At 68.7% G+C, this 24,253-nt stretch carries 24 protein-coding genes; 14 read left to right on the top strand and 10 right to left on the bottom strand.

Going from position 1 to position 24,253, the window contains the following annotated elements:
* Nucleotides 1-17: 17 nt before the first annotated feature.
* The 5 genes from ACSFA5_RS28305 to ACSFA5_RS28285 all read right to left on the bottom strand — a co-directional run bounded on the left by ACSFA5_RS28305 (nt 18) and on the right by ACSFA5_RS28285 (nt 4,699).
* Complete coding sequence (locus ACSFA5_RS28305) at nt 18-131, bottom strand: cytochrome oxidase small assembly protein (protein ID WP_286516058.1); 114 nt, start codon at nt 129-131, stop codon at nt 18-20.
* A gap of 19 nt (nt 132-150) precedes the next feature.
* Nucleotides 151-1,791, bottom strand: coding sequence for a cytochrome c oxidase subunit I (gene ctaD / locus ACSFA5_RS28300; protein ID WP_435447370.1), 1,641 nt, complete (start codon nt 1,789-1,791; stop codon nt 151-153).
* Between the two features lie 43 nt (nt 1,792-1,834).
* Nucleotides 1,835-3,013: a cytochrome c oxidase subunit II gene (gene coxB / locus ACSFA5_RS28295; protein WP_435447369.1), complete on the bottom strand. Its 1,179-nt coding sequence runs from the start codon at nt 3,011-3,013 to the stop codon at nt 1,835-1,837.
* A gap of 61 nt (nt 3,014-3,074) precedes the next feature.
* Entirely contained in the window at nt 3,075-3,551 is a 477-nt protein-coding gene (locus ACSFA5_RS28290; protein WP_435437000.1) for a DUF2244 domain-containing protein, read from the bottom strand.
* Between the two features lie 224 nt (nt 3,552-3,775).
* Nucleotides 3,776-4,699: a biotin synthase gene (locus tag ACSFA5_RS28285; RefSeq protein ID WP_435447368.1), complete on the bottom strand. Its 924-nt coding sequence runs from the start codon at nt 4,697-4,699 to the stop codon at nt 3,776-3,778.
* 22 nt (nt 4,700-4,721) lie between these two features.
* On the opposite strand from ACSFA5_RS28285, the gene ACSFA5_RS28280 reads away from it, so the two are divergent.
* From ACSFA5_RS28280 to ACSFA5_RS28270, 3 genes are all read left to right on the top strand, one after another.
* Nucleotides 4,722-5,456 carry a phosphoribosyltransferase family protein gene (locus tag ACSFA5_RS28280; RefSeq protein ID WP_435447367.1) on the top strand — a complete coding sequence of 245 codons (735 nt, stop codon included), beginning with the start codon at nt 4,722-4,724 and terminating at the stop codon, nt 5,454-5,456.
* Nucleotides 5,457-5,487: 31 nt separating this feature from the next.
* The gene (trmL, locus tag ACSFA5_RS28275; protein ID WP_435447366.1) at nt 5,488-5,949 is read left to right on the top strand and encodes a tRNA (uridine(34)/cytosine(34)/5-carboxymethylaminomethyluridine(34)-2'-O)-methyltransferase TrmL; all 462 of its coding nucleotides are present in this window, start codon (nt 5,488-5,490) and stop codon (nt 5,947-5,949) included.
* A gap of 138 nt (nt 5,950-6,087) precedes the next feature.
* Complete coding sequence (locus ACSFA5_RS28270) at nt 6,088-6,381, top strand: DUF4148 domain-containing protein (RefSeq protein ID WP_435447365.1); 294 nt, start codon at nt 6,088-6,090, stop codon at nt 6,379-6,381.
* A gap of 26 nt (nt 6,382-6,407) precedes the next feature.
* On the opposite strand, the gene ACSFA5_RS28265 is transcribed toward ACSFA5_RS28270, so the two are convergent.
* Together ACSFA5_RS28265 and ACSFA5_RS28260 are read right to left on the bottom strand one after the other, a co-directional pair.
* Nucleotides 6,408-6,878 (bottom strand): MaoC family dehydratase, encoded by a 471-nt coding sequence (locus tag ACSFA5_RS28265; RefSeq protein WP_435447364.1) that lies wholly within the window; start codon nt 6,876-6,878, stop codon nt 6,408-6,410.
* A gap of 72 nt (nt 6,879-6,950) precedes the next feature.
* Entirely contained in the window at nt 6,951-7,571 is a 621-nt protein-coding gene (locus tag ACSFA5_RS28260; RefSeq protein WP_435447363.1) for a nucleotide-binding protein, read from the bottom strand.
* Nucleotides 7,572-7,665: 94 nt separating this feature from the next.
* Here ACSFA5_RS28260 and kefF point away from each other — a divergent pair, with 94 nt between their 5' ends.
* Together kefF and kefC are read left to right on the top strand one after the other, a co-directional pair.
* Nucleotides 7,666-8,397: a glutathione-regulated potassium-efflux system oxidoreductase KefF gene (gene kefF, locus ACSFA5_RS28255; RefSeq protein WP_435447362.1), complete on the top strand. Its 732-nt coding sequence runs from the start codon at nt 7,666-7,668 to the stop codon at nt 8,395-8,397.
* A gap of 2 nt (nt 8,398-8,399) precedes the next feature.
* On the top strand, nt 8,400-10,259 hold the full coding sequence (gene kefC / locus ACSFA5_RS28250) for a glutathione-regulated potassium-efflux system protein KefC (RefSeq protein ID WP_435447361.1): 1,860 nt from the start codon (nt 8,400-8,402) through the stop codon (nt 10,257-10,259).
* 27 nt (nt 10,260-10,286) lie between these two features.
* On the opposite strand, the gene ACSFA5_RS28245 is transcribed toward kefC, so the two are convergent.
* Both ACSFA5_RS28245 and ACSFA5_RS28240 read right to left on the bottom strand, forming a co-directional pair.
* A complete protein-coding gene (locus ACSFA5_RS28245) occupies nt 10,287-11,237 on the bottom strand; it encodes a M14 family metallopeptidase (protein ID WP_435447360.1) in 951 nt (316 codons plus the stop codon).
* A gap of 4 nt (nt 11,238-11,241) precedes the next feature.
* Nucleotides 11,242-12,246 carry a Bug family tripartite tricarboxylate transporter substrate binding protein gene (locus ACSFA5_RS28240; protein WP_435447359.1) on the bottom strand — a complete coding sequence of 335 codons (1,005 nt, stop codon included), beginning with the start codon at nt 12,244-12,246 and terminating at the stop codon, nt 11,242-11,244.
* A gap of 124 nt (nt 12,247-12,370) precedes the next feature.
* Between ACSFA5_RS28240 and ACSFA5_RS28235 the strand changes: the two genes are divergently transcribed.
* A complete protein-coding gene (locus ACSFA5_RS28235; RefSeq protein WP_435447358.1) occupies nt 12,371-13,258 on the top strand; it encodes a MurR/RpiR family transcriptional regulator in 888 nt (295 codons plus the stop codon).
* On the opposite strand, the gene ACSFA5_RS28230 is transcribed toward ACSFA5_RS28235, so the two are convergent.
* Nucleotides 13,247-14,146: an amidohydrolase family protein gene (locus ACSFA5_RS28230; protein ID WP_435447357.1), complete on the bottom strand. Its 900-nt coding sequence runs from the start codon at nt 14,144-14,146 to the stop codon at nt 13,247-13,249. The two genes, ACSFA5_RS28235 and ACSFA5_RS28230, sit on opposite strands and share 12 nt — an antisense overlap.
* Before the next feature lie 103 nt (nt 14,147-14,249).
* Between ACSFA5_RS28230 and ACSFA5_RS28225 the strand changes: the two genes are divergently transcribed.
* Genes ACSFA5_RS28225 through ACSFA5_RS28190 form a run of 8 tightly spaced genes read left to right on the top strand, consistent with a single transcriptional unit; the run spans nt 14,250 to nt 24,242 of the window.
* On the top strand, nt 14,250-15,023 hold the full coding sequence (locus ACSFA5_RS28225; RefSeq protein ID WP_435447356.1) for a crotonase/enoyl-CoA hydratase family protein: 774 nt from the start codon (nt 14,250-14,252) through the stop codon (nt 15,021-15,023).
* Complete coding sequence (locus ACSFA5_RS28220; RefSeq protein WP_435447355.1) at nt 15,020-16,873, top strand: feruloyl-CoA synthase; 1,854 nt, start codon at nt 15,020-15,022, stop codon at nt 16,871-16,873. Before ACSFA5_RS28225 ends, ACSFA5_RS28220 begins: the two co-directional genes overlap by 4 nt.
* A 22-nt stretch (nt 16,874-16,895) precedes the next feature.
* The gene (locus ACSFA5_RS28215) at nt 16,896-17,660 is read left to right on the top strand and encodes an SDR family NAD(P)-dependent oxidoreductase (RefSeq protein WP_435447354.1); all 765 of its coding nucleotides are present in this window, start codon (nt 16,896-16,898) and stop codon (nt 17,658-17,660) included.
* Nucleotides 17,661-17,701: 41 nt separating this feature from the next.
* Complete coding sequence (locus ACSFA5_RS28210; RefSeq protein WP_435447353.1) at nt 17,702-18,838, top strand: ABC transporter substrate-binding protein; 1,137 nt, start codon at nt 17,702-17,704, stop codon at nt 18,836-18,838.
* Nucleotides 18,839-18,872: 34 nt separating this feature from the next.
* A complete protein-coding gene (locus ACSFA5_RS28205; protein WP_435447352.1) occupies nt 18,873-19,913 on the top strand; it encodes a branched-chain amino acid ABC transporter permease in 1,041 nt (346 codons plus the stop codon).
* Between the two features lies 1 nt (nt 19,914).
* Nucleotides 19,915-21,726: a branched-chain amino acid ABC transporter ATP-binding protein/permease gene (locus ACSFA5_RS28200; protein ID WP_435447351.1), complete on the top strand. Its 1,812-nt coding sequence runs from the start codon at nt 19,915-19,917 to the stop codon at nt 21,724-21,726.
* Between the two features lies 1 nt (nt 21,727).
* Complete coding sequence (locus tag ACSFA5_RS28195) at nt 21,728-22,465, top strand: ABC transporter ATP-binding protein (RefSeq protein WP_435447350.1); 738 nt, start codon at nt 21,728-21,730, stop codon at nt 22,463-22,465.
* 40 nt (nt 22,466-22,505) lie between these two features.
* Nucleotides 22,506-24,242: a tannase/feruloyl esterase family alpha/beta hydrolase gene (locus ACSFA5_RS28190; protein WP_435447349.1), complete on the top strand. Its 1,737-nt coding sequence runs from the start codon at nt 22,506-22,508 to the stop codon at nt 24,240-24,242.
* Nucleotides 24,243-24,253: the final 11 nt, after the last annotated feature.

Here is a 24,253-nt window from a genome sequence, read left to right as displayed (position 1 = left end):
TGCGTGTGAATGGCGGCTCAGCGTCCGCTGAACCAGACCATGCGGACGATGAATCCGACGAAGAACACCACGGCGATGGAAGCCAGCGTGAGCCCCATGCGGCGGTTGTTGCGTTTCTGCTCGGGTGTCATCGCGTGTTCAATGGGTCGGTCAGCCGATCACCTTGCTGGCGGTCGCGTCGAGCTTGGGCGGGGTTTCGAAGGTGTGGAAGGGCGCCGGCGACGGCACTTCCCATTCGAGCCCCTCGGCGCCTTCCCACGGCTTTTGTGCCGCTTTCTCGCCCTTGCCGCGCATGGTGGGCAGCACGACGAACAGGAAGAAGTAGACCTGCGCAAAACCGAAGAAGAACGCACCGACCGACGCCACGGCGTTGAAGTCGGCGAACTGCATCGGATAGTCGGCATACCGGCGCGGCATGCCCGCCAGGCCCAGGAAGTGCATCGGGAAGAACGTGACGTTGAACGAGATCAGCGACCACCAGAAGTGCACCTTGCCGCGCGTTTCGTTGTACATCACGCCGGTCCACTTGGGCACCCAGTAGTAGAAGCCCGAGAACATCGCGAACAGCGAGCCGGCCACCAGCACGTAGTGGAAGTGGGCCACCACGTAGTACGTATCTTGCAGCTGCGTGTCGATGGGTGCGACCGCCAGGATCAGGCCGGTGAAGCCGCCCATCGTGAACACGAAGATGAAGCCGACCGCGAACAGCATGGGCGTCTCGAAGGTCATCGAGCCCTGCCACATCGTCGCGATCCAGTTGAAGATCTTCACGGCCGTGGGCACCGCGATCAGCATGGTCGCGTACATGAAGAACAGCTGGCCGGTGAGCGGCATGCCGGTCGTGAACATGTGGTGCGCCCACACGATGAACGACAGGATGGCGATGGACGAGGTGGCGTACACCATCGAGGCATAGCCGAACAGGCGCTTGCGGGCGAAGGCCGGCACCACCTGGCTGATGATGCCGAAGGCCGGCAAGATCATGATGTAGACCTCGGGGTGGCCGAAGAACCAGAAGATGTGCTGGTACATCACCGGGTCGCCGCCGCCGGCGGGGTTGAAGAAGCTGGTACCGAAATGGCGGTCGGTCAGCGTCATGGTGATGGCGCCGGCGAGCACGGGCATCACGGCAATCAGCAGGTAGGCGGTGATGAGCCAGGTCCAGCAGAACATCGGCATCTTCATCAGCGTCATGCCGGGGGCGCGCATGTTGAGGATGGTCACGATGATGTTGATCGAGCCCATGATCGAAGACGCGCCCATGATGTGCATCGCGAAGATGCCCGCGTCCATCGAGGGGCCCATCTGCAGCGTCAGCGGCGCGTAGAGCGTCCAGCCCGCGGCGGGTGCGCCACCGGGCATGAAGAACGAACCCACCAGCATCAGCGCCGCGGGAATCAGCAGCCAGAAGCTGAAGTTGTTCATGCGCGCGAACGCCATGTCGGAGGCGCCCACCTGCAGCGGGATCATCCAGTTCGCGAAGCCCACGAAGGCCGGCATGATGGCGCCGAACACCATGATCAGGCCGTGCATGGTGGTGAACTGGTTGAACAGCTCGGGGTTCACCAGTTGCAGGCCGGGCTGGAACAGCTCGGCGCGGATCAGCAGCGCCAGCACGCCGCCCACCATCAGCATCGTGAAGCTGAACAGCAGGTAGAGCGTGCCGATGTCCTTGTGGTTGGTCGCGAACACCCAGCGGCGCCAGCCGGTGGGCGCGTGGTGTTCGTGATGCTCGTCGTGTGCGTGCTCGCCGTGGGGGGCGTGACCGTGGGGGTCGAGGACTGCGCTCATGTCGTTGTTCCTTGCAATTTCTTCTTCGCGGGGCGCTGCCGTGTCACTTGCCGCGCAGGGCCAGCACTTCGGCCGGCTGCACCAGCTGGCCCGACTTGTTCGACCAGCTGTTCTTGGTGAACGTGGCCACGGCCGCGAGGTCGGTGTCGCTCAGCTGTTTCCACGACGGCATGGCGCCGTTGTTCTGGCCGTTGAGCAGCACCATCAGTTGCACCTTGTGATCGGCGTCCAGCACCTTCACGTCGCCGTCGAGCGCCTTGATCGGGCCCGCGCCCTTGCCGTTGGCCTGGTGGCAGGCCGCGCAGTTGGCGGCGTAGACCTTTTCACCGCGCACGAGCATGTCGGGCAGCGTCCAGACCTTGGTCGGGTCGTCGAGCTTGGCGGCGGCTTCCTTGCGCTTGGTGGACACCCAGGTCGTGTAGTCGGCGGCCGAGACCACCTTCACGTGGATGGGCATGTAGGCGTGTTCCTTGCCGCACAGTTCCTGGCACTGGCCGTAGTAGTCGCCGATGGTCTCGGCGCGGAACCAGGTGTCGCGCACGAAGCCGGGAATCGCGTCCTGCTTCAAGCCCAGCTGCGGCACGGCGAAGGCGTGGATCACGTCGTTCGCGGTGGTGATGATGCGGACCTTCTTGTTGACCGGCACCACCAGCGGGTTGTCGACCTTGAGCAGGTAGTCGTCGGGCATCACGCCCTTGGCGCCGGCGTCGGACATGGCGCGCTGCGAGCTGTCGAGCGTGGAGATGAAGGCCAGGCCCTCGCCTTCGCCGTTCAGGTAGTCGTAGCCCCACTTCCATTGGTAGCCGGTGGTCTTGATCGTGAGGTCGGCGTTGGTGGTGTCCTTCTGGGCCACCAGCACCTTGGTGGCCGGCAGCGCCATCACGATCACGATGAGGAAGGGAACGATGGTCCAGATGACCTCGACCACCACCGACTCATGGAAATTGGCCGCCTTGTGGCCGACCGACTTGCGGTGCTTCCAGATGGAATAGAACATGACCGCGAACACGGCGACGAAGATGACCGTGCACAGGATCATCATGATCGTGTGCAGGAAATGCTGTTCCTGCGCGATCTTGGTCACACCGACCGGAAGATTCAGCTGGCGCACCGAAGGGCCGCCGGGCAGATCGTTGACTGCGTGCGCCGCGCTGCTGAAAGCCGCGCCGGCCGCCAGCAACAGATTCGCCGGCCTGTACTTGTTGCGCCAAATGCTCTTCATCGTGTTCACGTTTCTTCAATTTTTTCGACAAACCCAACCGTGCGGCACTGCGCGAGCCCCCTCAGGCGCCGCGCAACGCCATGCGAATCTCGCGGGCCAAAGCGGCACGCAACTCCGGGCGTACATAGCGCCCCACCCTGACCGATCGACCCTGCCCCGAGACCTCGATCAGCGAGCGATCGCCGGTCTGCGGTTCGATCCGCACCTGGTGCGGAAGAAATTCCGTGCGCTCGTAGTGCCCGCCGTTCTCGAGCTCGACGACGAGGCGTCCTTCCTGCAGCGCGATCTTCTCGCCGTCGGTCGCGTGCCGTGCGTAGACCATGAACGCAAACCCGACAGCGGCCAGTTCGAGCCAGGCAAAAGGCAGCACCAGCGGCGCACCGTGCAGCCAGAACAGGGTGCCGATGCCGAGCGATACCACGCACAGCGAGGCATAGAGCCAGCCCAGCTGGCTCGGCGTCACCGAGCAGTTCCGCTTCAGGAACCAGTGGATGTTCTGGCCTGAAACGGTGGCAAATCGAAACACGGAATTCGACACGGGCGAGTTCAGCAAATCGGTGCGTCGACGGCCGCCAAACCCCTCGTACAAACAGGATTCGACACCCCTCGTTCACGGGACAGTACCCGCGAGTTCCACGCAACGGCGGATTGTAGCGGGTAGATACCTGCGCCCGAGAGGCGTGTGGGACGCCTACGGGTCACTACCAGTAGGCAAAAAACGCTCTGTGCGACAGGCGTTTTTGCTGCGCGATCCGCAGGCGATCAGGCGCCGGGACGACCCCGTTGCAGCATCGAGCGCATCTCGCGCAGCGACACCGCGCTTTCGGCCGCCAGCGACACGCGCGGCGCCGGCTTGAACGCGTGGCCGTAGATGACTTCGAAGGTCAGCGCGATGCGCCCGGCCCCCTCGCTTCCATCTTCGGCCGGCGCGAGTTCAGGCAGCGCCTTCTTCAGCGACGCGTGCCAGGCCTTGCCGCGCAGCCCCGCGAAGCGAGCCGGGTGCAGGTTGCGGCCGAGCCCGCGCAGCTCGGCCAGCGCCGCCTCGGGGGTGGCCCAGGTCAGCACGATGCGCTCCATGTCCATCACCGGCTCGGCGAAGCCGGCGTGCACCAGCATGTCGCCCCAGTCGTGCATGTCGGTGAACTCGTGGCCCGCGGCCGGCCAGCCCAGGCGGGCATGCAGCGCGCGCAGTTCGCGCACCGTGTCGGGGCCCAGGCAGGAGAACATCAGGAAGCCGTCGGTCGCCACCAGCTTGTGCCAGTGGGAGATCAGCGCCTCGGGGTCGGCCGCCATGTGCAGCGACATGTTGGCCCAGAGCAGGTCGACGCCTTCTTCGGGCGTGGCGTCGAAGCGCGCCTTGCCGCCCTGCCAGCGGCGCGCGCTCCACCACGGGGCGCTCAACGCCTGGCCGGTCACGGCGGCCAGCGCGGGCTCCGGCTCGATGACGAACGACGCAGCGTCCTTGTAGCGGCGGGCGACCAGCTCGTGGGCTTCGAGACCGCCGCGCAGCGGCGCCCAGTCGGCCCAGGTGCGGGGCTGGGCCTTGATCCATTGCAGCCGGTCTTCCATGCGGCGGCCGATTTCCTCGTGCAGCCAGGGAGAGCCTTCGGCAGGCGCGAGCCGGCGCCATCGGGCGGCCGCCGCGGCATCGATGGTCGGCGGTCGTCTTGTGGGGTCGGTGGCCATGGGGCCGTGAGTATATTGAGACATGCTCAGCCATCGGGCCCTGTGGCCTTTATTGCCTTCACGGCCTTTCACCTCCCTGCTTGCCCGGCTGCCCAGCCAGTGCGCGGTCTGCCGCGCCTGGCCTTCCCGACCGGTCTGCGACGCCTGCGTGGCCCGCTTCGCCCCGCCCGCCGCGCGGTGCGGCGGCTGTGCCTTGCCGGTGCCCGAAGGCGTGAGCCGCTGCGGCGATTGCGTGAAGCACCCGCCGCCGCTGGACGCCTGCCTCGCCGCCTGCACCTACGCGTGGCCGTGGCCCGACGCCATCGCAGGCTTCAAGTTCCGCGGCGACGCCGGCTGGGCCGGGCCGTTCGCCACCCTGCTGCGCAGCGCGCCGTGGGTCGAGCCGGCGCTGGAACGGTGCGACATCGTCCTGCCGATGCCGCTGGCGCCCGCCCGGCTGCGCGAACGCGGCTTCAACCAGGCGCACGAACTCGCCCGGCGGCTGTCGCCCGCCAAGGCCGACCCCGCCTTGTTGCTGCGCACCCGCGACACCCCCGCCCAAAGCGGCCTGCCGCGCGCCGAGCGCCTGCTCAACCTGAGGGGCGCCTTTGCGGTCGAACCGCTGCGCGCGGACAAACTGCGGGGCAAGCGCATCGTGCTGGTCGACGACGTGATGACCAGCGGTGCCTCGCTGTTCGCCGCGGCCGAGGCACTGCGGCTGGCCGGCGCGGCGCACATCACGGCCGTGGTGCTGGCCCGCACCGACCCGCCGCGCTGAACAGCCGGCGCGGCCCGCCGACAATCGGCGCATGTTCCATATCGTTCTGGTCCACCCCGAGATTCCGCCGAACACCGGCAACGTCATCCGCCTGGCGGCCAACACCGGCTGCACGCTGCACCTCGTCGAGCCGCTGGGCTTTTCGATGGACGACCGCCTGCTGCGCCGCGCCGGGCTCGACTACCACGAGTACGCCGAAGTGAAGCGTCATGCCGACTGGCCCGCCCTGCTCACCGGCGAGCAGCCCGCGCCCGAGCGCATGTTCGCCCTCACCACGCGCGGCACACGCGCCGTGCACGACGTGCGCTTCCAGCCCGGCGACTGGCTGGTGTTCGGCTCCGAAACCAGCGGCCTGCCGCCCGCGGTACGCGACGGTTTCGCCGAGCCGCAGAAGCTGCGCCTGCCGATGCGGGAAGGCCAGCGCAGCCTGAATCTCTCAAACGCGGTGGCGGTCACCGTGTTCGAAGCCTGGCGGCAAAACGGCTTCGGCTGACAAATGGACACAAGCTCGCCGTTGCATGAGGCGGCACAAGCGCATCCGATCGGCGAGGCGGGCCGTATGGAAAGACATGCCGGCCGCAAAGCGAACCGGCATTCGGTCCCTTCAACGCTTTGCCACAGGAGTCTCCCCATGAACGCCAAGTCGATTGCCTTCGCCGCCTTCGCCACGCTCGCCCTCGCCAGCGGCGCCCAGGCCTTCCAGGGTGAACAGAACCCGCTGCCGCCCCAGCCCTTCCAGTCGACGTTGTCGCGCGCCCAGGTGCAGGCCGACGCGCGCCAGCCCTTCAAGGTCAGCAACGGCGGCACCGGGGCGCTGCAGGCCCGCGACGGCAGCACCGACCGCGGCAGCGTGCGCCAGAGCGCATTGAGCATCACGCGCCAGGGCGCGGCCACCTACGGTGAAGTGACCGACCGCCGGATGTAAGGGAAGAAAGCCGCTTCCCCTGCGCTTCAGCGGTAGCGGCGCGCCACCGACTCGGCCACGCAGGCCGGCTTGGCGGCGCCTTCGAGCTCGATCGTGGTTTCCCAGGTCATCTGGAAACCGTCGTCGGCGATCGGCTCCGAGCTCAGCAGCTTCATGCGTGCGCGCAGCCGCTTGCCCACCGGCACCGGCGACATGAAGCGCACCCGGTTCATGCCGTAGTTCACGCCCATGCGCGACTCGACCACCTCGATCGCCACCTCGAAGAACTTCGGCAGCAGCGACAGCGTCAGGAAGCCGTGGGCAATCGGCCCGCCGAAGGGGCCGGCCTTGGCCCGCTCCACGTCGACGTGGATCCACTGGTGGTCGCCCGTTGCTTCGGCGAACTGGTTCACCTGCTCCTGCGTGATGGTGATCCAGTCGCTCACGGCGACTTCCTGGCCGACGCAAGCGGAGAGGTCCTGAAGGGTCTGGAAGGTCTTTTTTGTCATGCGGGGCATTCTGGCGCGTGGCCCGTTCGACCGGCTGTCGGGCTCGCGACAACCGGGCTCAGGGAAAACCGCGGGGCATCTTCAGGCGTCGAGCCAGTTGCAAACGGGCTGCCACTGGTCCAGGTCGCGCTGCACGCGGCCGGGCGCAATGTCGAACACCGTGAGCCCGCGGGCCGCGAGCTGCACGTAGTTCTGCGTGTCGCGCAGCTCGCCGATCACCGGCACGCCCAGCCCCGCGATGAATTCGTGCAGCCGGTCGGCCGCCAGCGTGCGCGCGTTCACGCGCATGCCGACCAGGCCGATCTTCGTCTTGTCGGCGCGGCGGCTCTCCAGCAGCCGGTCGAGAAAATCTCGCGTGGCGTAGATGTCGAAGATGCTGGGCTGCAGCGGCACGATCACGCGGTCGGCCAGCGCCAGCACCTCCTTGAAGCGCCAGCCGTGCAGGCCGGCCGGCGTGTCGAGCACCGCGTGCGTGGTGCCGCGCGGCGGCCGCACCACGGTGCTGTCGCCCGCGGCTTCCCAGGTGGCGATGGGCCGGGCCTGCGGCGGGCGCAGCCCCAGCCAGAGCCGCGAAGACTGCTGTCGGTCCACGTCGCCCAGCATCACGGCGTGGCCGCGGCTTGCGAAGTAGCCCGCCACGTTCGTTGCGATCGTCGACTTGCCTACGCCACCCTTGGGGTTGGCGACCAGAACCACCGGCATAGCGCTCTCCTCCAGAACTGGGAACGGGCTCCATGGTAGTGGCTGGGCCCCTTTTTGCCCGGCAGGGCCGCCGCGACTGCGCTATGTTCGCGGGATGCCTACAACAACATCCATGGGAAACCCTGCCGGGGAAAGCAGCGGCGTCTACGTGCTCGCCGCCCACCCGCACTGGCGCGACTCCCGCGTCAACCGCCGCATGCTGGCCGCCGCCCGTGCCGTGCCGGGTGTCGACGTGAACGACCTCTACGGCAGCTACCCCGACTTCGCCATCGACGTCGAGGCCGAGCAGGCGCGCCTCGCCCAGGCCCGGCTGGTGGTGCTGCTGCACCCGATCCAGTGGTATTCGATGCCCGCGCTGCAGAAGCTCTGGGTCGACGACGTGCTCGCCTACGGCTGGGCCTACGGCCCCGGCGGCAACGCGCTGCAGGGCAAGGACCTGTGGCTGGTCGCCACCACCGGCAGCCCCGAGGCCAGCTACCACCCGCAGAACTACCACCGCTATTTTTTCGACGCCTTCCTGCCGCCCTACGAGCAGACCGCCGCGCTGTGCGGCATGCGCTTCCTGCCGCCGCTGCTGTTCCACGGCGCGCGCAGCGCGCCCGAAGCCGAGGTCGCCGCGCACATCGAAACCTTCGCCCAGCGCCTGGGCAGCTATCCCGCGTGGCCCGAGATCGAGGAGATCGACGCCTGCGTGGCCTGCCCCGTGCCAGAGAGCGACCGGCCGACGGAGGACGACATCGGCAAGATGGCGGGCAGCGCCTTTCACGCCGCCATGACGCGCGGCCTGGCGGTGGCGTCCGCCGCGGCCACCGACAAGGTGGCCTGAGCATGGAACACGCACCCGCCTGGCTGACCAGCAGCCTGATCTACCTGGGCGCCGCCGTGCTGGTGGTGCCGCTGTCGAAGTATCTCGGGCTCGGCTCCATCATCGGCTACCTCGTGGCGGGCATCGCCATCGGTCCCTGGGGCCTGCGCCTCGTGTCCAGCGTGGAGGACGTGCTGCACTTCGCCGAGTTCGGCGTGGTGCTGATGCTGTTCCTGGTCGGCCTCGAACTGGAGCCCAAGCGCCTGTGGAACCTGCGCCGGCCCATCTTCGGCTGGGGCGCCGCGCAAGTGCTGAGCTGCGCCGCCGTGCTGTTCGCCGCCGGCTATGCCGTGGGCGCCGAATGGCGCGTGGCGCTGGTGGCGGCGCTGGGCCTGGCGCTGTCGTCCACCGCCATCGCGCTGCAGGTGTTCGGCGAGCGCAACCTGATGAAGACGCCCGGCGGCCAGGCCGGCTTCTCGATCCTGCTGTTCCAGGACGTGGCCGCGATCCCCATCCTGGCGCTGCTGCCGCTGCTGGCCGGCGCCACCGCCGCCGAGCAAGCCGTCACCGGCCTGGACCGCGCGCTGGAGGCCGCCAAGATCCTCGGCGTGATCGGCGGCATCATCCTCGGCGGCCGGCTGCTGCTGCGCCCCGTGCTGCGCTGGATCGCGCGCAGCAACACGCCCGAGATCTTCACCGCCGCCGCACTGCTGCTGGTGGTGGCCATCGCCGCGCTGATGCAGCTGGTGGGCCTGTCGATGGCGCTGGGCGCCTTTCTCGCCGGCGTGCTGCTGGCGGAAAGCGAGTACCGGCGCGAGCTGGAGACCGACATCGAGCCTTTCAAGGGCCTGCTGCTGGGCCTGTTCTTCATCGCCGTGGGCATGTCGATCGACTTCGGCGTGCTCATCGCCAGCCCCTGGATCATGGCCGCGCTGGTGGTCGGCTTCATGGCCGTCAAGCTGGTGGTGATCTATTCGCTCGCCAAGGCCATGGGCATCGCCTACCAGGAGCGCCCCGTGTTCACGCTGCTGCTGGCGCAGGGCGGCGAGTTCGCCTTCGTGGTGTTCCAGGCGGCGGGCCCCGACGTGCTGCCGCCCGAAATCACCTCGCTGCTGATCGGCGGCGTGGCGCTGTCGATGCTGCTGTCGCCGCTGCTGCTGGTGCTGCTCGACAAGTTCGTGCTGCCGCGCTACAGCCGCAACACCGGCCCGCAGCTGGAAGAAATCTCGGAGCAGCAGGACGCCAAGGTGCTCATCTGCGGCTTCGGCCGCTACGGCCAGATCGTCGGGCGCATGCTGATGTCGCAGGGCCTGCGCGTGACCGTGCTCGACCACGACGCCGACACCGTCGAAGGCCTGCGCCAGTTCGGCTTTCGCGTGTTCTACGGCGACGCCACGCGGCTCGATCTGCTGCGCACCGCCGGCGCCGGCTCGGCCAAGGCCATCGTGGTGGCGGTGGACGACATCGAGCAGTCGCTCGAAATCGTCGACCTGGTGCGCGAGAACTTTCCGCAGGCCCGCATCATCGCGCGGGCACGCAACGTGACGCACCTGTTCCAGCTGCGCGACCGCGGCGTGACCGATGTCGAGCGCGAGGTGTTCGAGTCCTCATTGCGCAGCGCCCGCTCGGTGCTCGAGGCGCTGCACTGGCCGGCGCACGAGGCGCGCGAATCGGCCATGCGCTTTCGCCTGCGCAACCTGAAGCTCACCGACGAGATCTATCCGCACTACAAGGACCGCGCCAAGCTCATCGCGGCCAACAAGGAAGGCCGCCAGCAGTTCGAGGAGCAGATGGCGCGCGAACGCGAGGAGCGCCAGAAGCGCTCGGGCCGCGACTGGGATCGGCTGGAAGAAGACGAGCCGTCCGCGCAGCGCGAGCCCTGACAGGCGCGCGCCCGCGTGCGCCGGCGCCTAGACAGCCACCGTCAGGTAGACGCCTTCGCGCCCGACCAGCGCGGCGCGCGTGGGCATGAAGATCGTGCAGTCGTCGCAGGGCGAGCGAATTTCCTGGCCCGCATCGACGGCGATCAGCTCGCCCTTCTGGAAGGTCTCGAAACCGAGCACGGGCCGCGCGAAGGCAAAGCCCTCGGTCTTGACCATGTGCACTTCGAGCAGCCGGAAGCGGCGCGCGGGCGCCCTTGCCGGTACGCCCGGCAATGCGTCGACCAACCCCAGGTGCGCCAAAAAGCGCAGCGTCACGTCGGTGGCCAGGTCGGCCGCCGACTGGCTGAAATGCTGGCCGCATTCCACCACCAGCGCACCGCCGTCGACGCCTGCTTCACCATGCCGGCCGTAGGCCGTCACGCCCGTGCCGGGCGCGCCACCCAAGGGCATCACCAGGTGCACCAGCGGGTTGCCGATGGCCAGCGCCAGCCCCGCGTTGCGCTCGAACTCCGGGTACACCCAGAAAGGCTGCACCGGCGCGCGCGTCGAGTGGATGTCCAGCACGTAGTCGGCCGCGTCCAGCACCGGCCGCAGTTCGCGTGCGCGGCACAGCTCGGGGCTTTGCTCCGCGCCGTCGAGCATAGCTTTCGACCAGATGCGGTTGAGGTTGTGCACCAGCTGGCGGTTCTCGTAGGGCCGCTCGATGTCGAAGGCCTCGTAGGCCTCGACGTTCGCGAAGCTCACGGTGAGCGTGCCGATCTTCGGGCGCACGCCCGCGTCCAGCAGGTGGGTGGCCGCGACCATGCCGCAGATCTCGTTGCCGTGCGTCAGTGCATTCACCAGCACGTGCGGCCCGGGCCGACCCGATGCGAAGCGGTGTACGTAGTCGATGCCGGTGTTGCCTTGCCGGTAGGCCGAGATGTCGCGCGGCAGCACCTCCAGCGGCGCGGTGTCGGGGGCGAACGATGTGTCGGTCATGGCGTCACTCGCCCCGGATGCCGGCGCGCCGGACCATCTCGCCGTAGACCACGAGCCGCTCTTGCATCATGGCCGTGAACTGCGCGGGCGTCTGCACCTCGGGCGTGAGCGAGCCGCGCGACAGCAGCGCCTCGGCCATGGCCGGCTGGTCGGCCACCGAACGCACCGCCTTGTGCAGCGCGGCAATGACCTCGGGCGGCGTCTTCGCGGGCGCGGCCAGGCCGATCCACGAAGTGGTGTTCAGCACCGGGTAGCCCAGCTCGGCGAAGGTCGGCACGTCGGGCAGCGCCGCGACACGCGTGGGCGACGCCACGGCCAGCGCGCGCAGCTTGCCGGCCTGGATGTGCGGCAGGAAGGGCGCGAGGTTGTCCAGCCCGAACTGCACTTCGTTGGCGATCAGCGCGGTCACCAGCGGACCGCCGCCGCGGTAGGGCACGTGCGTGGCATCGAGCTGCAGCTGCGACTTCATCAGTTCCACGTTGAGCTGGCCCATGCTGCCCGGCCCCGCGCTGCAGAAGTTGAGTTGGCCCGGGCGAGACTTCACCAGCGCGACGAACTCCTTGAAAGTCCTGGCCGGCACGGCGGGGTTGACCAACAGCACGTTGATGGAGCGCGCCAGCTGGCTGATGGACGCAAAGTCCTTGATCGGGTCGTAGCCCGGGTTGGCCTGCGTGAGCGGGTTGGCCAGGTGCGAGCTCTGCGAGGACACCACCAGCGTGTAGCCGTCGGGCTTGGCGCGCGACACCTGCGCGCTGGCGATGGAGCCGCCCGCGCCGCCCCGGTTGTCGATGACCACCGCGGTGCCCAGTGCCTTCGACAGCGGATCGGCATACAGCCGCGCGATCAGGTCCACCGAGCCGCCCGCGGGGAACGGCACCACCAGCGTGACAGGGCGCGACGGCCAGGCGTCGGCCCGCGCCGCCAGCGGCGCCAGCGGCGCCAGGGCGGCAAGACCGGCGCCGAGCAGCGTGCGGCGGCGCAGGGCGGGAACGGTGAAGTTGGAATTCATGGGGCGTCCTGATGCGGTGGGTCGGGTTTAAAAGTGCGCGCATTGTTGCAAGACGATTTCATTTTTGCAATGAGTATTGCAAAATTGGGGCTGGCTTCCCTCGGCATGCAGAATGCCCGCGACCATGAATCTGAACCAACGCATCTCGGGCTACGGCAAGAAGCTCACCAAAAGCGAGCAGCGCCTGATCGCGGAACTGCAGGCGCGGCATCCACAGGGACTGCTCGACTCCGCAACGGGCCTTGCAGTGAAGGTCGGCACCAGCGCCTCCACCGTGGTGCGGTTGCTCGCCAAGCTGGGCTACGAAAGCTATGCGCAGGCGCAGCTGGAAGCCCGCCTGGAAGTCACCGCGCTGCTGGCCTCGCCCGCCACGCGCGCCGACGCCGTCATCGGCGACGACGCCTCCATCCGCACCTGCCTGGACAACGCGCTGCTGCACGACCAGCACAACCTGGCGGCCACCTTCGCCGCGCTCGACGTGGGCGCGTTCGAAGGCGCGGTGCGCCTGCTCACGCAGCGCAAGGTGCGCGTGCACGTGCTGGGCCAGCGGCACGGCGCGCAGTTGGCCAACCACCTGGCCCTGCACCTGAACATGTGCCTGCCCGACGTGCGCTCGATGACCTCGGCGAGCCCGCTGCTGCTCGAAGACCAGTTGCTGTGGATCGACGAACACGACGTGCTGCTCACGCCCACCTTCAGGCGCCACTCGCTGGCCATCGTGCGCGCGGCGAAGTACTTCCGCGAGAAGGGCGCGAAGGTCATCGTGATGACCGACGGGCCGACGGCCCCGGCCGCCGCATCTGCCGACCACCTGCTGCTGGTGCGCACCTCGAGCGCCTCGCCGTTCGACTCCTACACGGCGGCGCTCTCGGTCTGCAACGCACTGATCACCGCGGTGGCGCAGCGCCGCAAGAAGGAACTGGGCGCTGCGCTGCAACGCGGCGACGCCCTGTGGGAACAGCACTGGAACGACGCGGCCGACCCGGCGCGCCGCGCGGGCTCAAGCCGCTGAAGCGCCCGGTGCCGGCGCAGCGGCCGCGTCCAGCCTCAGCAAACGCACTGCGTTGCCCTTCAGGATGCCCGGCATCACCTCGGGCTTGAAGCCTGCCACCTCGAAGTCGCGCATCCAGCGGTCGGGCGTGATCAGCGGGTAGTCGCTGCCGAACAAAATGCGGTCCTTCAGCAGCGTGTTGGCGTACTGCACCAACTGCTTCGGAAAGTACTTCGGGCTCCAGCCCGACAGGTCGATCCACACGTTGGGCTTGTGCGTGGCCACGCTCAGCGCCTCGTCCTGCCAGGGAAAGCTGGGGTGGGCCATGACGATCTGCATGTCGGGAAAGTCGATGGCCACGTCGTCCAGGTGCATCGGGTTGCTGTATTCCAGCCGCAGGCCGCCACCGCAGCGCATGCCCGAGCCGATGCCGCTGTGGCCGGTATGAAAGATCGCCGGCAGGCCGTACTCGGCAATCACCTCGTAGATCGGCCAGGCCATCCTGTCGTAGGGGTGAAAGCCCTGCACCGTGGGATGGAACTTGAAGCCCTTCACGCCGTGCTGCTCGATGAGCCGGCGGGCCTCGCGCGCGCCCATCTTTCCCTTGTGCGGATCGATGCTGGCGAAGGCGATCATCATGTCGCTGTTGTTCTTTGCGTGCTCCGCGATCTCCTCGTTCGGGATGCGGCGGCGGCCCATGTTCGACTCCGCGTCGACCATGAACATCACCAGCCCGATCTTTCTTTCACGGTAGTACGCCACGCTCTCGGCAATGGTGGGCCGGCCGCTGGCGCCGAAGTACTTGTCGGCGGCGCGGTCGTACTCCTCGCCGTAGTTGTCGAACGGGTTCCAGCAGCTCACCTCGGCGTGGGTGTGGATGTCGATCGCAATCAGGTTCTGATGGTCCATGTGGTTGTCTCCGGTACGGGTAAGCCCTAGGGAATCGAGGCCTCAAGTGCCTTGAATTGATTATTTCTCATAACCATAATCCAACGCAACCCCGAACACCATCATGACCAATCCAGACCTTCACATCGAGATCCGCGACGAAGTCGCCATTGTTCGCCTCACGCGCGGTGCCAAGCGCAACGCGCTGTCCGACGGGCTGATCCTCGCGCTGCGCAACACCTTCGAGACGCTGCCGTCCACCGTGCGCGCCGCGGTGCTCGACGGCGAGGGCCCGCACTTCTGCGCCGGCCTCGACCTGAGCGAACTGAAGGAGCGCGACGCCGGCCAGGGCATGCAGCACTCGCGCCTGTGGCACGCCGCGCTCGACCTGCTCCAGCACGGCCCGGTGCCGGTGGTGGCTGCGCTGCACGGCGCGGTGGTGGGCGGTGGGCTCGAGCTGGCCAGCGCCTGCCACATCCGCGTGGCCGACCGAAGCACCTTCTATGCGCTGCCCGAAGGCTCGCGCGGCATCTTCGTGGGCGGCGGCGGCTCGGTGCGCATTCCCAAGCTCATCGGCGTGGCGCGCATGACCGACATGATGATGACCGGGCGCGTGTACAACGCCGAGGACGGCGAGCGTGCCAACTTTGCCCAGTACCTGGTCGACGAAGGCACGGCCTTCGACAAGGCCCTGGAGATCGCCAGGCGCATCGCCACCAACGCGCCGCTGACCAACTACGCGCTGATGCACGCCCTGCCGCGCATCGCCGAACAGTCGGCCGACCACGGCTTCTTCACCGAGGCGCTCATCTCCGGCATCGTGCAGGCCGCGCCCGAAGCCAAGGCGCGCGTGCGCGACTTCCTCGAAGGCCGCGGCGCCAAGGTGAGCAAGGGATGACCGCCGTTCGATACCGCCCGCTGGCCTTCGGCGTCACGCGCGCCACGCTGCGCGACGGCGCGCCGGGCACGCAGTACCTGAAGGCCGAGACGCAGCTCGAGGCCTACCGCGACCGCATGACCGACCGGCTGCAGCACTGGGCCGACACCGAGCCCGAGCGCACCTTCATCGCCCGCCGCGAACGGCTGGCCGACGGCAGCACCGGCGACTGGATCCGCGTGAGCTACGCGCAGGCACTGCACAAGGCGCGCGGTATCGGACAAGCCCTGCTGGACCGGGGCCTGAACGCCGAGCGCCCCGTGGCCATCCTCAGCGAGAACGGCATCGAGCACGCGCTGCTCGCGCTCGGCTGCCTGTACGCCGGCGTGCCCTACTGCCCCGTGTCGCCGCCCTACTCGCTCGTGAGCCAGGACTTCGAGAAGCTGCGCCACGTCTTCGACACACTGACCCCCGGCCTGGTGTTCGCCACGGACGCCGCGCGCTACGGCCGCGCGATCGCCGCCGTGGTTCCGGCCGGCACCGAAATCGTGATCGCCGACGGCACGCTCGAAGGCCGCGCCGTCACCTCGTTCGACGCGCTGGCCGCCACGCCCGCCACGCCCGCCATCGACGACGCGATGCGCGCGACCGGCCCCGACACCATCACCAAGTTTCTCTTCACCTCGGGCTCCACCAAGATGCCCAAGGCCGTCATCAACACCCACCGCATGTGGTGCGCCAACCAGCAGCAGTTGCGCCAGTCGATTCCGGCCCTGGGCGACGAGCCGCCGGTGCTGGTCGACTGGCTGCCCTGGAACCACACCTTCGGCGGCAACCACAACGTGGGCATCGTGCTGGACAACGGTGGCACGCTCTACGTGGACGACGGCAAGCCCACGCCCGGCGGCATGGCCGAGACGCTGCGCAACCTGCGCGAAATTGCGCCCACCATCTACTTCAACGTGCCCACCGGCTTCGAGGCCATCGCGCAGGCGATGGAAACCGACGCCGTGCTGCGCCGCAACCTGCTGTCGCGCGTGAAGATGTTCTTCTACTCGGGCGCCGCGCTCTCGCAGCCCGTGTGGGACAGCCTGCACAAGACGCAGGAATCGGAAGTGGGCGAGCGCATCGTCATGGGCACCGGCCTGGGCATGACCGAGTCGGGCCCGTTCGCGCTGTACGTGACCGGCCCCGACGTGAAGTCGGGCGACGTGGGCCTGCCCGCGCCCGGCATCGAGCTGAAGCTGATCGACGTCGACGGCAAGACCGAGGTGCGCTACCGCGGCCCCAACATCACGCCGGGCTACTGGCGCGCGCCCGACGCCACGGCCGAGGCCTTCGACGACGAAGGCTTCTTCTCCACCGGCGACGCCGTGAAGTGGATCGCCGACGACAACATTCACCGCGGCCTGCGCTTCGACGGCCGCATCGCCGAAGACTTCAAGCTGGCCACCGGCACCTTCGTGAGCGTGGGCCCGCTGCGCGCGAAGATCATCGCGGCCGGCGCGCCCTATGTGCAGGACGCGGTGCTCACCGGCATCAACCTGAAGGAAGTCGGCGCGCTGATCTTCACGACGCAGAAGGTGCGCCAGCTTGCAGGCCTCGGTGCCGACGCCCCCATGCAGCAGGTGCTCGAAAGCGCGGCGGTGCAGGCGCACTTCCAGCAGGTCGCCAACGACCTGGCAGCCGCCGGCACCGGCAGCGCCAACCGCATCGCGCGGCTGCACCTGATGGCCGAGCCGCCTTCCATCGACAAGGGCGAGGTGACCGACAAGGGCTCCATCAACCAGCGCGCCGTGCTCAAGCACCGCGCCGCGCTGGCCGATGCGATGCACGGCGGCACCCTGCCCTTCACCCTCACACCGCGCTAGACATTCCAGGAGACCACACACCATGAAGATCGAAGGACAAGCCGCCCTCGTTACCGGCGGCGCATCGGGCCTGGGCGAAGCCACCGCGCGCGAACTCGCGCGCCTGGGCGCCAAGGTCGCCGTGCTGGACCGCAATGCCGCGCTCGCCGAGAAAGTAGCTGCCGACATCGGCGGCGTGGCGTGCGTCTGCGACATCACCGACACCGACAGCGTGAACGCCGCGCTCGACAAGGCCGAGGCCGCGCACGGCCCCGCGCGCATCCTGATGAACGTGGCCGGCATCGGCAGCGCCAAGCGCATCGTCGGCAAGGACGGCAACCCCGCGCCGCTCGAAGACTTCGTGCGCGTGGTCAACATCAACCTCGTCGGCGGCTACAACATGGCGCGCCTGTTCGCGGCGCGCTGCGCCAGGCTGGCCGCGCTCGACAACGGCGAGAAGGGCGTGATGCTCTTCACCGCGTCGGTCGCAGCCTTCGACGGCCAGGTGGGCCAGCAGGCCTACAGCGCATCGAAGGGGGGCCTGGTCGGCATGACGCTGCCGATGGCGCGCGACCTGGCACAGCACGCCATCCGCGTGTGCACCGTGGCGCCGGGCCTGTTCGCCACGCCGCTGCTGCTGGAGCTGCCCGAGGCGGTGCAGCACTCGCTGGCCGCGTCCATTCCCTTCCCGCCGCGCCTGGGCAAGCCTTCGGAATTCGCCGAGCTGGCCTGCCACATCGTGACCAACGGCCACCTCAACGGCGAAGTCATCCGCATCGACGGCGCGCTGCGCATGGCGCCGCGCTGAGCTTTCCTTCTTTCTTCCCGCTTCCACATCAGGAGACAACGATGACCTTCAAGAAGACCGCCCTGGCCGCCGTGCTGGCGCTCATTGCCATGGGCGCCGCCCATGCCGACATCACCATCGGCGTGGTGCAGCCGCTCACCGGCCCGGCCTCGGGCCTGGGCATTCCGGTGAAGAACGGCATCGCCATCTGGCCCAAGACCATCGCCGGCGAAGCCCTCAAGGTGGTGGTGCTCGACGACGCCACCGACCCCACCACCGGCGTGAAGGATGCGCAGCGCCTGGTGACCGAAGACAAGGTCGACCTGATCGTCGGCTCCAGCGCCACGCCGGTCGCCATTCCCATGGCCGACGTGACGGCCGAAGCCGGCACGCCGCAGCTGTCGACCGCCCCGGCCGGCCTGCCGCCGGGCAAGGACAAGTGGTTCTTCCGCCTCCCGCAGTCGAACGACGTGATGGCCTTCGCGGTGGTCGCGCACATGAAGAAGCAGAACGTGAAGACGGTCGGCTTCCTCGGCTACACCGACGCCTACGGCGAGCTGTGGCTCAAGGCACTCACCGCCGAAGCCGCCAGGAACGGCATCAAGATCGTCGCCACCGAGCGCTTCGCGCGCGCAGACACCAGCGTGACCGGCCAGGTGCTCAAGCTCACGTCGGCCAACCCCGATGCCATCCTGATCGTGGCCTCGGGCAGCGGCGCGGGCATGCCGCAGAAGGCGGTGATGGAGCGCGGCTTCAAGGGCAAGGTCTACCAGACGCATGCCGCCGCCACGCAGGACCTGATGCGCACCGCCGGCAAGGACGCCGAAGGCACCTTCGTGGTGTCGGGCCCGGCCACCGTGGCCGAGCAACTGCCCGACAGCCACCCGTCGAAGGCGGCCGCCGTGGCCTTCGTGCAGGGCTACGAAAAGGCCTATGGCGCCGGCTCGCGCAACCAGTTCGCCGGCCACGCGGCCGACGCGCTCACGGTGCTCGAAAAGGCCGTGCCGGTCGCGCTGAAGAAGGCCAAGCCCGGCACGCCGGAGTTCCGCGCCGCGCTGCGCGACGCCTTCGAAGGCATGGGCCGCACGGTGCTCGCGCACGGCGTGCTCAACTGGACGGCGCAGGACCACTGGGGCTACACGACCGAGACCGGCGTGATGCTCAAGGTGGTGAACGGCGCGTTCAAGGTCGAGCAGTAATCCATCCGCGCAGCAGCCGCAACCGACACAAGCCATGGATTTCTCGATCGCCAGCATCCTGACGCTGGACGGCCTCACCAATGGCGCGATCTATGCCCTGCTGGGCATGGGCATCGTGCTCGTCTTCACGGTGACCCGCGTCATCTTCATCCCGCAGGGCGAATTCGTGGCGTACGGCGCGCTGACGCTGGCGATCTTCCAGACCGGCAAGACGCCTGGCACGGTGTGGTTGCTGCTCATCCTGGCCGGCGTGGCCGCGCTGATGGACCTGGTCACCACCTGGCGCCACAGCGGCAGCGCGGCCAGCGGCCTGAAGGCGGCACTGCGCACGCTCGCGGCGCCGGTGGTCATCTGCGCGGCGTCGGCCTGGGCCGGCCCGCGCAACCTGCCGCTGGGCGTGCAGGCGCTGCTCACGGTGTTCATCGTCACGGCCTTCGGCCCGCTGGTGTACCGCGTGGCCTACCAGTCGCTGGCGGGCGCGAGTTCGCTGGTGCTGCTGATCGTCTCGGTCGGCGTGCACTTCGCGATGACGGGCCTGGGCCTGCTGTTCTTCGGCGCGGAGGGCTTTCGCAACCCGCCGTTCTGGGACGAGCGCATGGCGCTCGGTCCGCTCAACGTGAGCGGGCAGGCGCTGATCATCTTCGGCGTGTCGGCGGCGTTGATCGTGCTGTTGTGGCTGTTCTTCGAGCGCAGCCTGTACGGCAAGGCCTTGCGCGCCACGGCGGTGAACCGCCTGGGCGCGCGGCTCATGGGCATCTCGACGCAGGCCGCGGGGCAACTGACTTTTGCGATGGCGGCGCTGATCGGCGCGCTGTCGGGTCTGCTGATCGGGCCGACCACCACGGTGTTCTACGACTCGGGTTTTCTCATCGGCCTGAAGGGTTTCGTCGCCGGCGTGATCGGCGGGCTCGCGAGCTATCCGGGTGCGTTGCTCGGTGCCTTGGCGGTGGGCGTCATCGAGGCGTTCGGCTCGTTCTGGGCCAGCTCGTTCAAGGAAGTGATCGTGTTCACCATCATCCTGCCGGTATTGCTGTGGCGCTCGCTGACCAGCGGCCATTCGGACGAGGAGCATTGACATGGAAGCGCTCCTGAACCCTTCCTCGGCCCGCGTGCCCGACAAGAGCGCCCTGCGCACCTGGGGCCCGCTCGCGCTGATCCTGGTGCTGGTCGCGTTGCCGCTGTTGCCGCTGCCCGACTTCTGGATCATCCAGCTCAACTACATCGGCATCTACACGCTGCCGGTGCTGGGCCTGGTGCTGCTCACCGGCGTGGGCGGCCTCACCTCCTTCGGGCAGGCGGCGTTCGTGGGCATCGGGGCGTACACCACCGCCTACCTCACGGTGAACACGGGCCTGTCACCATGGGTCACGCTGTTCATCGGGCTGGCGTTGACCGGCCTCAGCGCCGCGCTCATCGGCGCGATCACGCTGCGCATGTCGGGCCACTACCTGCCGCTGGCGACCATTGCATGGGCGCTGTCGCTGTACTACCTCATGGGCAACCTCGACGCGCTGGGCAAGTACGACGGCATCCTGGGCGTGAAGGGGCTGTCGCTGTTCGGCTTCGAGTTCGGCCAGCAGCGGTTGTTCTATGGCGTGGTGTGGGCCTTCGCAATTCTGGCGGCGTTCGCGGTGATTCGCCTGCTCGACTCGCGCAGCGGCCGCGCCATCCGCTCGCTGGCGGGCGGCTCGCAGATGGCCGAGGCCATGGGCGTGAACACGCTGCGCTTCAAGATCGGCATCTTCGTGCTGGCGGCCATGCTCGCCTCGGTCTCGGGCTGGCTGTTCGCGCACTTCCAGCGCACGGTGAACCCCTCGCCCTTCGGGCTGAAGATGGGCATCGAATACCTCTTCATGGCGGTGCTCGGCGGCGCGGCCCATGTGTGGGGCGCCATTGCCGGCGCGGGCATCGTCAAGCTGCTCGAAGACCAGCTGCAGGTGCTGCTGCCCCGGCTCATCGGCACGGCCGGCAGCTACGAGCTGATCGTGTTCGGCATCATGATCGTGCTGGTGCTCAAGTACCTGCCCGACGGGCTCTGGGCCTTCGTCGACCGGCGCCTGCCGCGACCGCGCCGCAGCGTCGACTGGCAAGGCGCCAAGGACCTGCCCGCGCGCACCAAGCCGGCCACCGGCGAGGTGGTGCTCGACGTGCAGGCCATCCGCAAGACCTTCGGCGGGCTGGTGGCGGTGAACGACATCAGCTTTCAAACGCGCGCCGGCCAGATCGTCGGCCTCATCGGGCCGAACGGCGCGGGCAAGTCGACCACCTTCAACCTGGTGACCGGCGTGCTGGCCCTGTCGGGCGGCGCGGTGCGCTTCCGGGGCGAAGCCATCGGCGGGCTGGGCGCGCGGCAGATCGCGCAGCGCGGCGTGTCGCGCACCTTCCAGCACGTGAAGATGGTGGCCGACATGACGGTGCTGGAAAACGTGGCGCTGGGCGCGCACCTGCGCGGGCGCAAGGGCGCCATCGCCGCGATGCTGCGCATCGACCGCGCGGAAGAGCGCGCATTGTTCCGCGAGGCCGAGCGCCAGCTGCAGCGCGTGGGCATGGGCGACCACCTGCACGAGTTGGCGGGCAACCTGGCCATGGGCCAGCAGCGCCTGCTGGAGATTGCGCGCGCGCTGTGCGCCGACCCGGCCCTGCTGCTGCTCGACGAGCCCGCGGCCGGCCTGCGCCACAAGGAAAAGGAAGCGCTGGGCCAGGTGCTTCGCCAACTGAGCGGCGAAGGCATGAGCGTTCTGCTGGTCGAGCACGACATGGGGCTGGTGATGGACATCTGCGACCACATCGTGGTGATGGAGTTCGGCACGCACCTGATGGAGGGCACGCCGGCCGAAGTGCAGCAGAGCGACAAGGTGCGCGCCGCGTACCTGGGCACGGAACATTGACATGACGACAACACCTTTGCTCCGCATCCGCGACCTGCACGCCGGCTACGGCCGCGCCGAGGTGCTGCACGGCATCGACCTGGAGGCCGGCCAGGGCAGCGTCGTGACCGTGATCGGCCCGAACGGCGCCGGCAAGTCCACGCTGCTCAACGCGCTGATGGGCGTGCTGCCCGCCAAGGGCGTCATCGAATTCAAGGGCCAGCCGATTGCGGCGCTGTCGCTCGAAGAACGCGTGATGCTCGGCATTGCACTGGTGCCCGAGAAGCGCGAGCTGTTCGGCACCATGCCGGTGGAAGACAACCTGGTGCTCGGCGCCTTCCGCCAGGTGCGGCTGCGCAACAAGCAGTGGCGCGACCGCATCGACGAGGTGTACTCGCTGTTCCCCCGCCTGAAGGAACGCCGCGCCCAACTGGCCGGCACGCTCTCGGGCGGCGAACGGCAGATGCTGGCCGTGGGCCGCGCGCTCATGTCGCGCCCCACGCTGCTGATGCTCGACGAACCAAGCCTGGGCCTGGCGCCGCTGGTGGTGCAGGAGATTTTTCGCACGGTCGATGCGCTGCGCGCCACGGGCGTGACCATCCTGCTGGTGGAGCAGAACGCGCGCGCCGCGCTCGAAGTGGCCGACCACGGCTACGTGCTCGAAATGGGCAGCGTGAGCCTCGAGGGCGAAGCGAAGAAGCTGGCCGTCGACCCGCGCGTGATCGACACCTACCTGGGCACCGCCAGGAAGGCGGCCTGACAACAAAGAACGCCGCGGCCATCGGCGGCAAGGAGACGACATGACACTGCACCGCCACCTTCCCCTCGGCCTGTGCGCGACCGCGCTCGGCGTCGCCGCATTGCTCGCGGCATGCGCCAGCCGTGTGCCCGCGCCGCATGCGCCGCTGGCCGCCGCACGCCCCGGCACGCTGCAGGCCTGCACCGACCTGGCCGCCCGCGCCGCGCTGCCGGGCACCGTCTACACCTCGGTCACCGATGTGCCGGCCGGCACCGTCACGGTCGGCGGCATGACCATGGCCGCGCCCGCGCACTGCCTGGTGCAGGGCCGCATGAACGAACGCACGAGCCCCGTCGACAACCAGCGCTACGCCATCGGCTTCGAGATGCGGCTGCCCGCCGCATGGAACGGGCGCTTCTTCTACCAGGCCAACGGCGGGCTCGACGGCGTGGTCGTTCCCGCGCTCGGCGGCATCGGCGGTGGCGGCCCGCGCAGCAGCGCGCTGCAGATGGGCTTTGCGGTCATCAGCGCCGACGCGGGGCATGCCGGCGCGATGGGCCCGCGCTTCGGGCTCGACCCGCAGGCGCGGCTCGACTACGGCTACAACGCCGTCGCGCAGCTCACGCCGATGGCGAAGAACCTCATCGCCAAGGCCTACGGCCGCGGCCCCGACCGCTCCTACTTCGGCGGCTGCTCCAACGGCGGGCGGCACGCGATGGTGGCGGCGGTGCGATCGGCAGACCTGTACGACGGCATCCTCGCGGGCGACCCCGGCTTCAACCTGCCGAAGGCGGCGGTCGCGCAGCTCTACGGCGCGCAGCAGTACGCGGCCGTTGCGCGTGCGAAGACACCCACGGGCGAGCCCGACCTGCAGAGCGCCTTCACGCCCGCCGAGATGAAGCTGGTGGCCGACCGGGTGCTGCAGCGCTGCGACGCGCTCGACGGCCTGGCCGACGGCATCGTGTCGAACGTGCAGGCCTGCAAGACGCGCTTCGACATCCAGACCGCCGTGCCCACGTGCGCAGCAGGCGCAGCGGGTGCACGCGACGGCACGTGCCTGAGCGCACCGCAGAAGAATGCGCTGGCCAACGTGTTCAAGGGCGCGCGCAACAGCGCGGGCCAGCCCGTGTACAGCAGCTTTCCGTTCGACGCGGGCGTGAGCGGCGCCAACTGGCGCGAGTGGAAGTTCGCGAGCCCGCAAACGCGTGACGCGGGCGCCGTGGCCTTCATCTTCAGCACGCCGCCGCTGGCCGACCGCGCGCAGGGCCTGCCCTTCGCGCTGGGCTTCGACATGGACCGCGACGCACCGCGCATCGCGGCCACCGACGGCGTGTTCCGCGAATCGGCGCTGTCGTTCATGACGCCGCCAGCCGCCGCCGACCTGGGCGCGCTGCGCGACAAGGGCGGCCGCATGATCGTCTACCACGGCACCAGCGATCCGGTGTTCTCGTCCGACGACACGGCCGCCTGGTACGAGCGCGTGCAGGCCGCGAACGGGGGCGACGCGTCTTCGTTCGCGCGCTACTTCCCCGTGCCCGGCATGAACCACTGCGCGGGCGGCCCGGCCACCGACCAGTTCGACATGCTGAGCGCGCTGGTCGACTGGGTCGAGCAAGGCAAGGCGCCTGCGTCCGTCACTGCTTCCGCGCGCGGCGCGGGCACGCCGGTGCCCAATGCCGAAGTGCCGGCCAGCTGGTCGGCGCAACGCACGCGGCCGCTGTGCCCCTACCCGCAAGTCGCCACCTACGCCGGCGGCGACACCGAGCGCGCCGGCAGCTTCGTCTGCAAGGCCCCCTAGTTTTTTTCCGA

Source organism: Variovorax monticola (genome assembly GCF_051216855.1).
GTDB lineage: Bacteria > Pseudomonadota > Gammaproteobacteria > Burkholderiales > Burkholderiaceae_C > Variovorax.
This window is presented reverse-complemented; position numbering and strand designations above follow the sequence as displayed.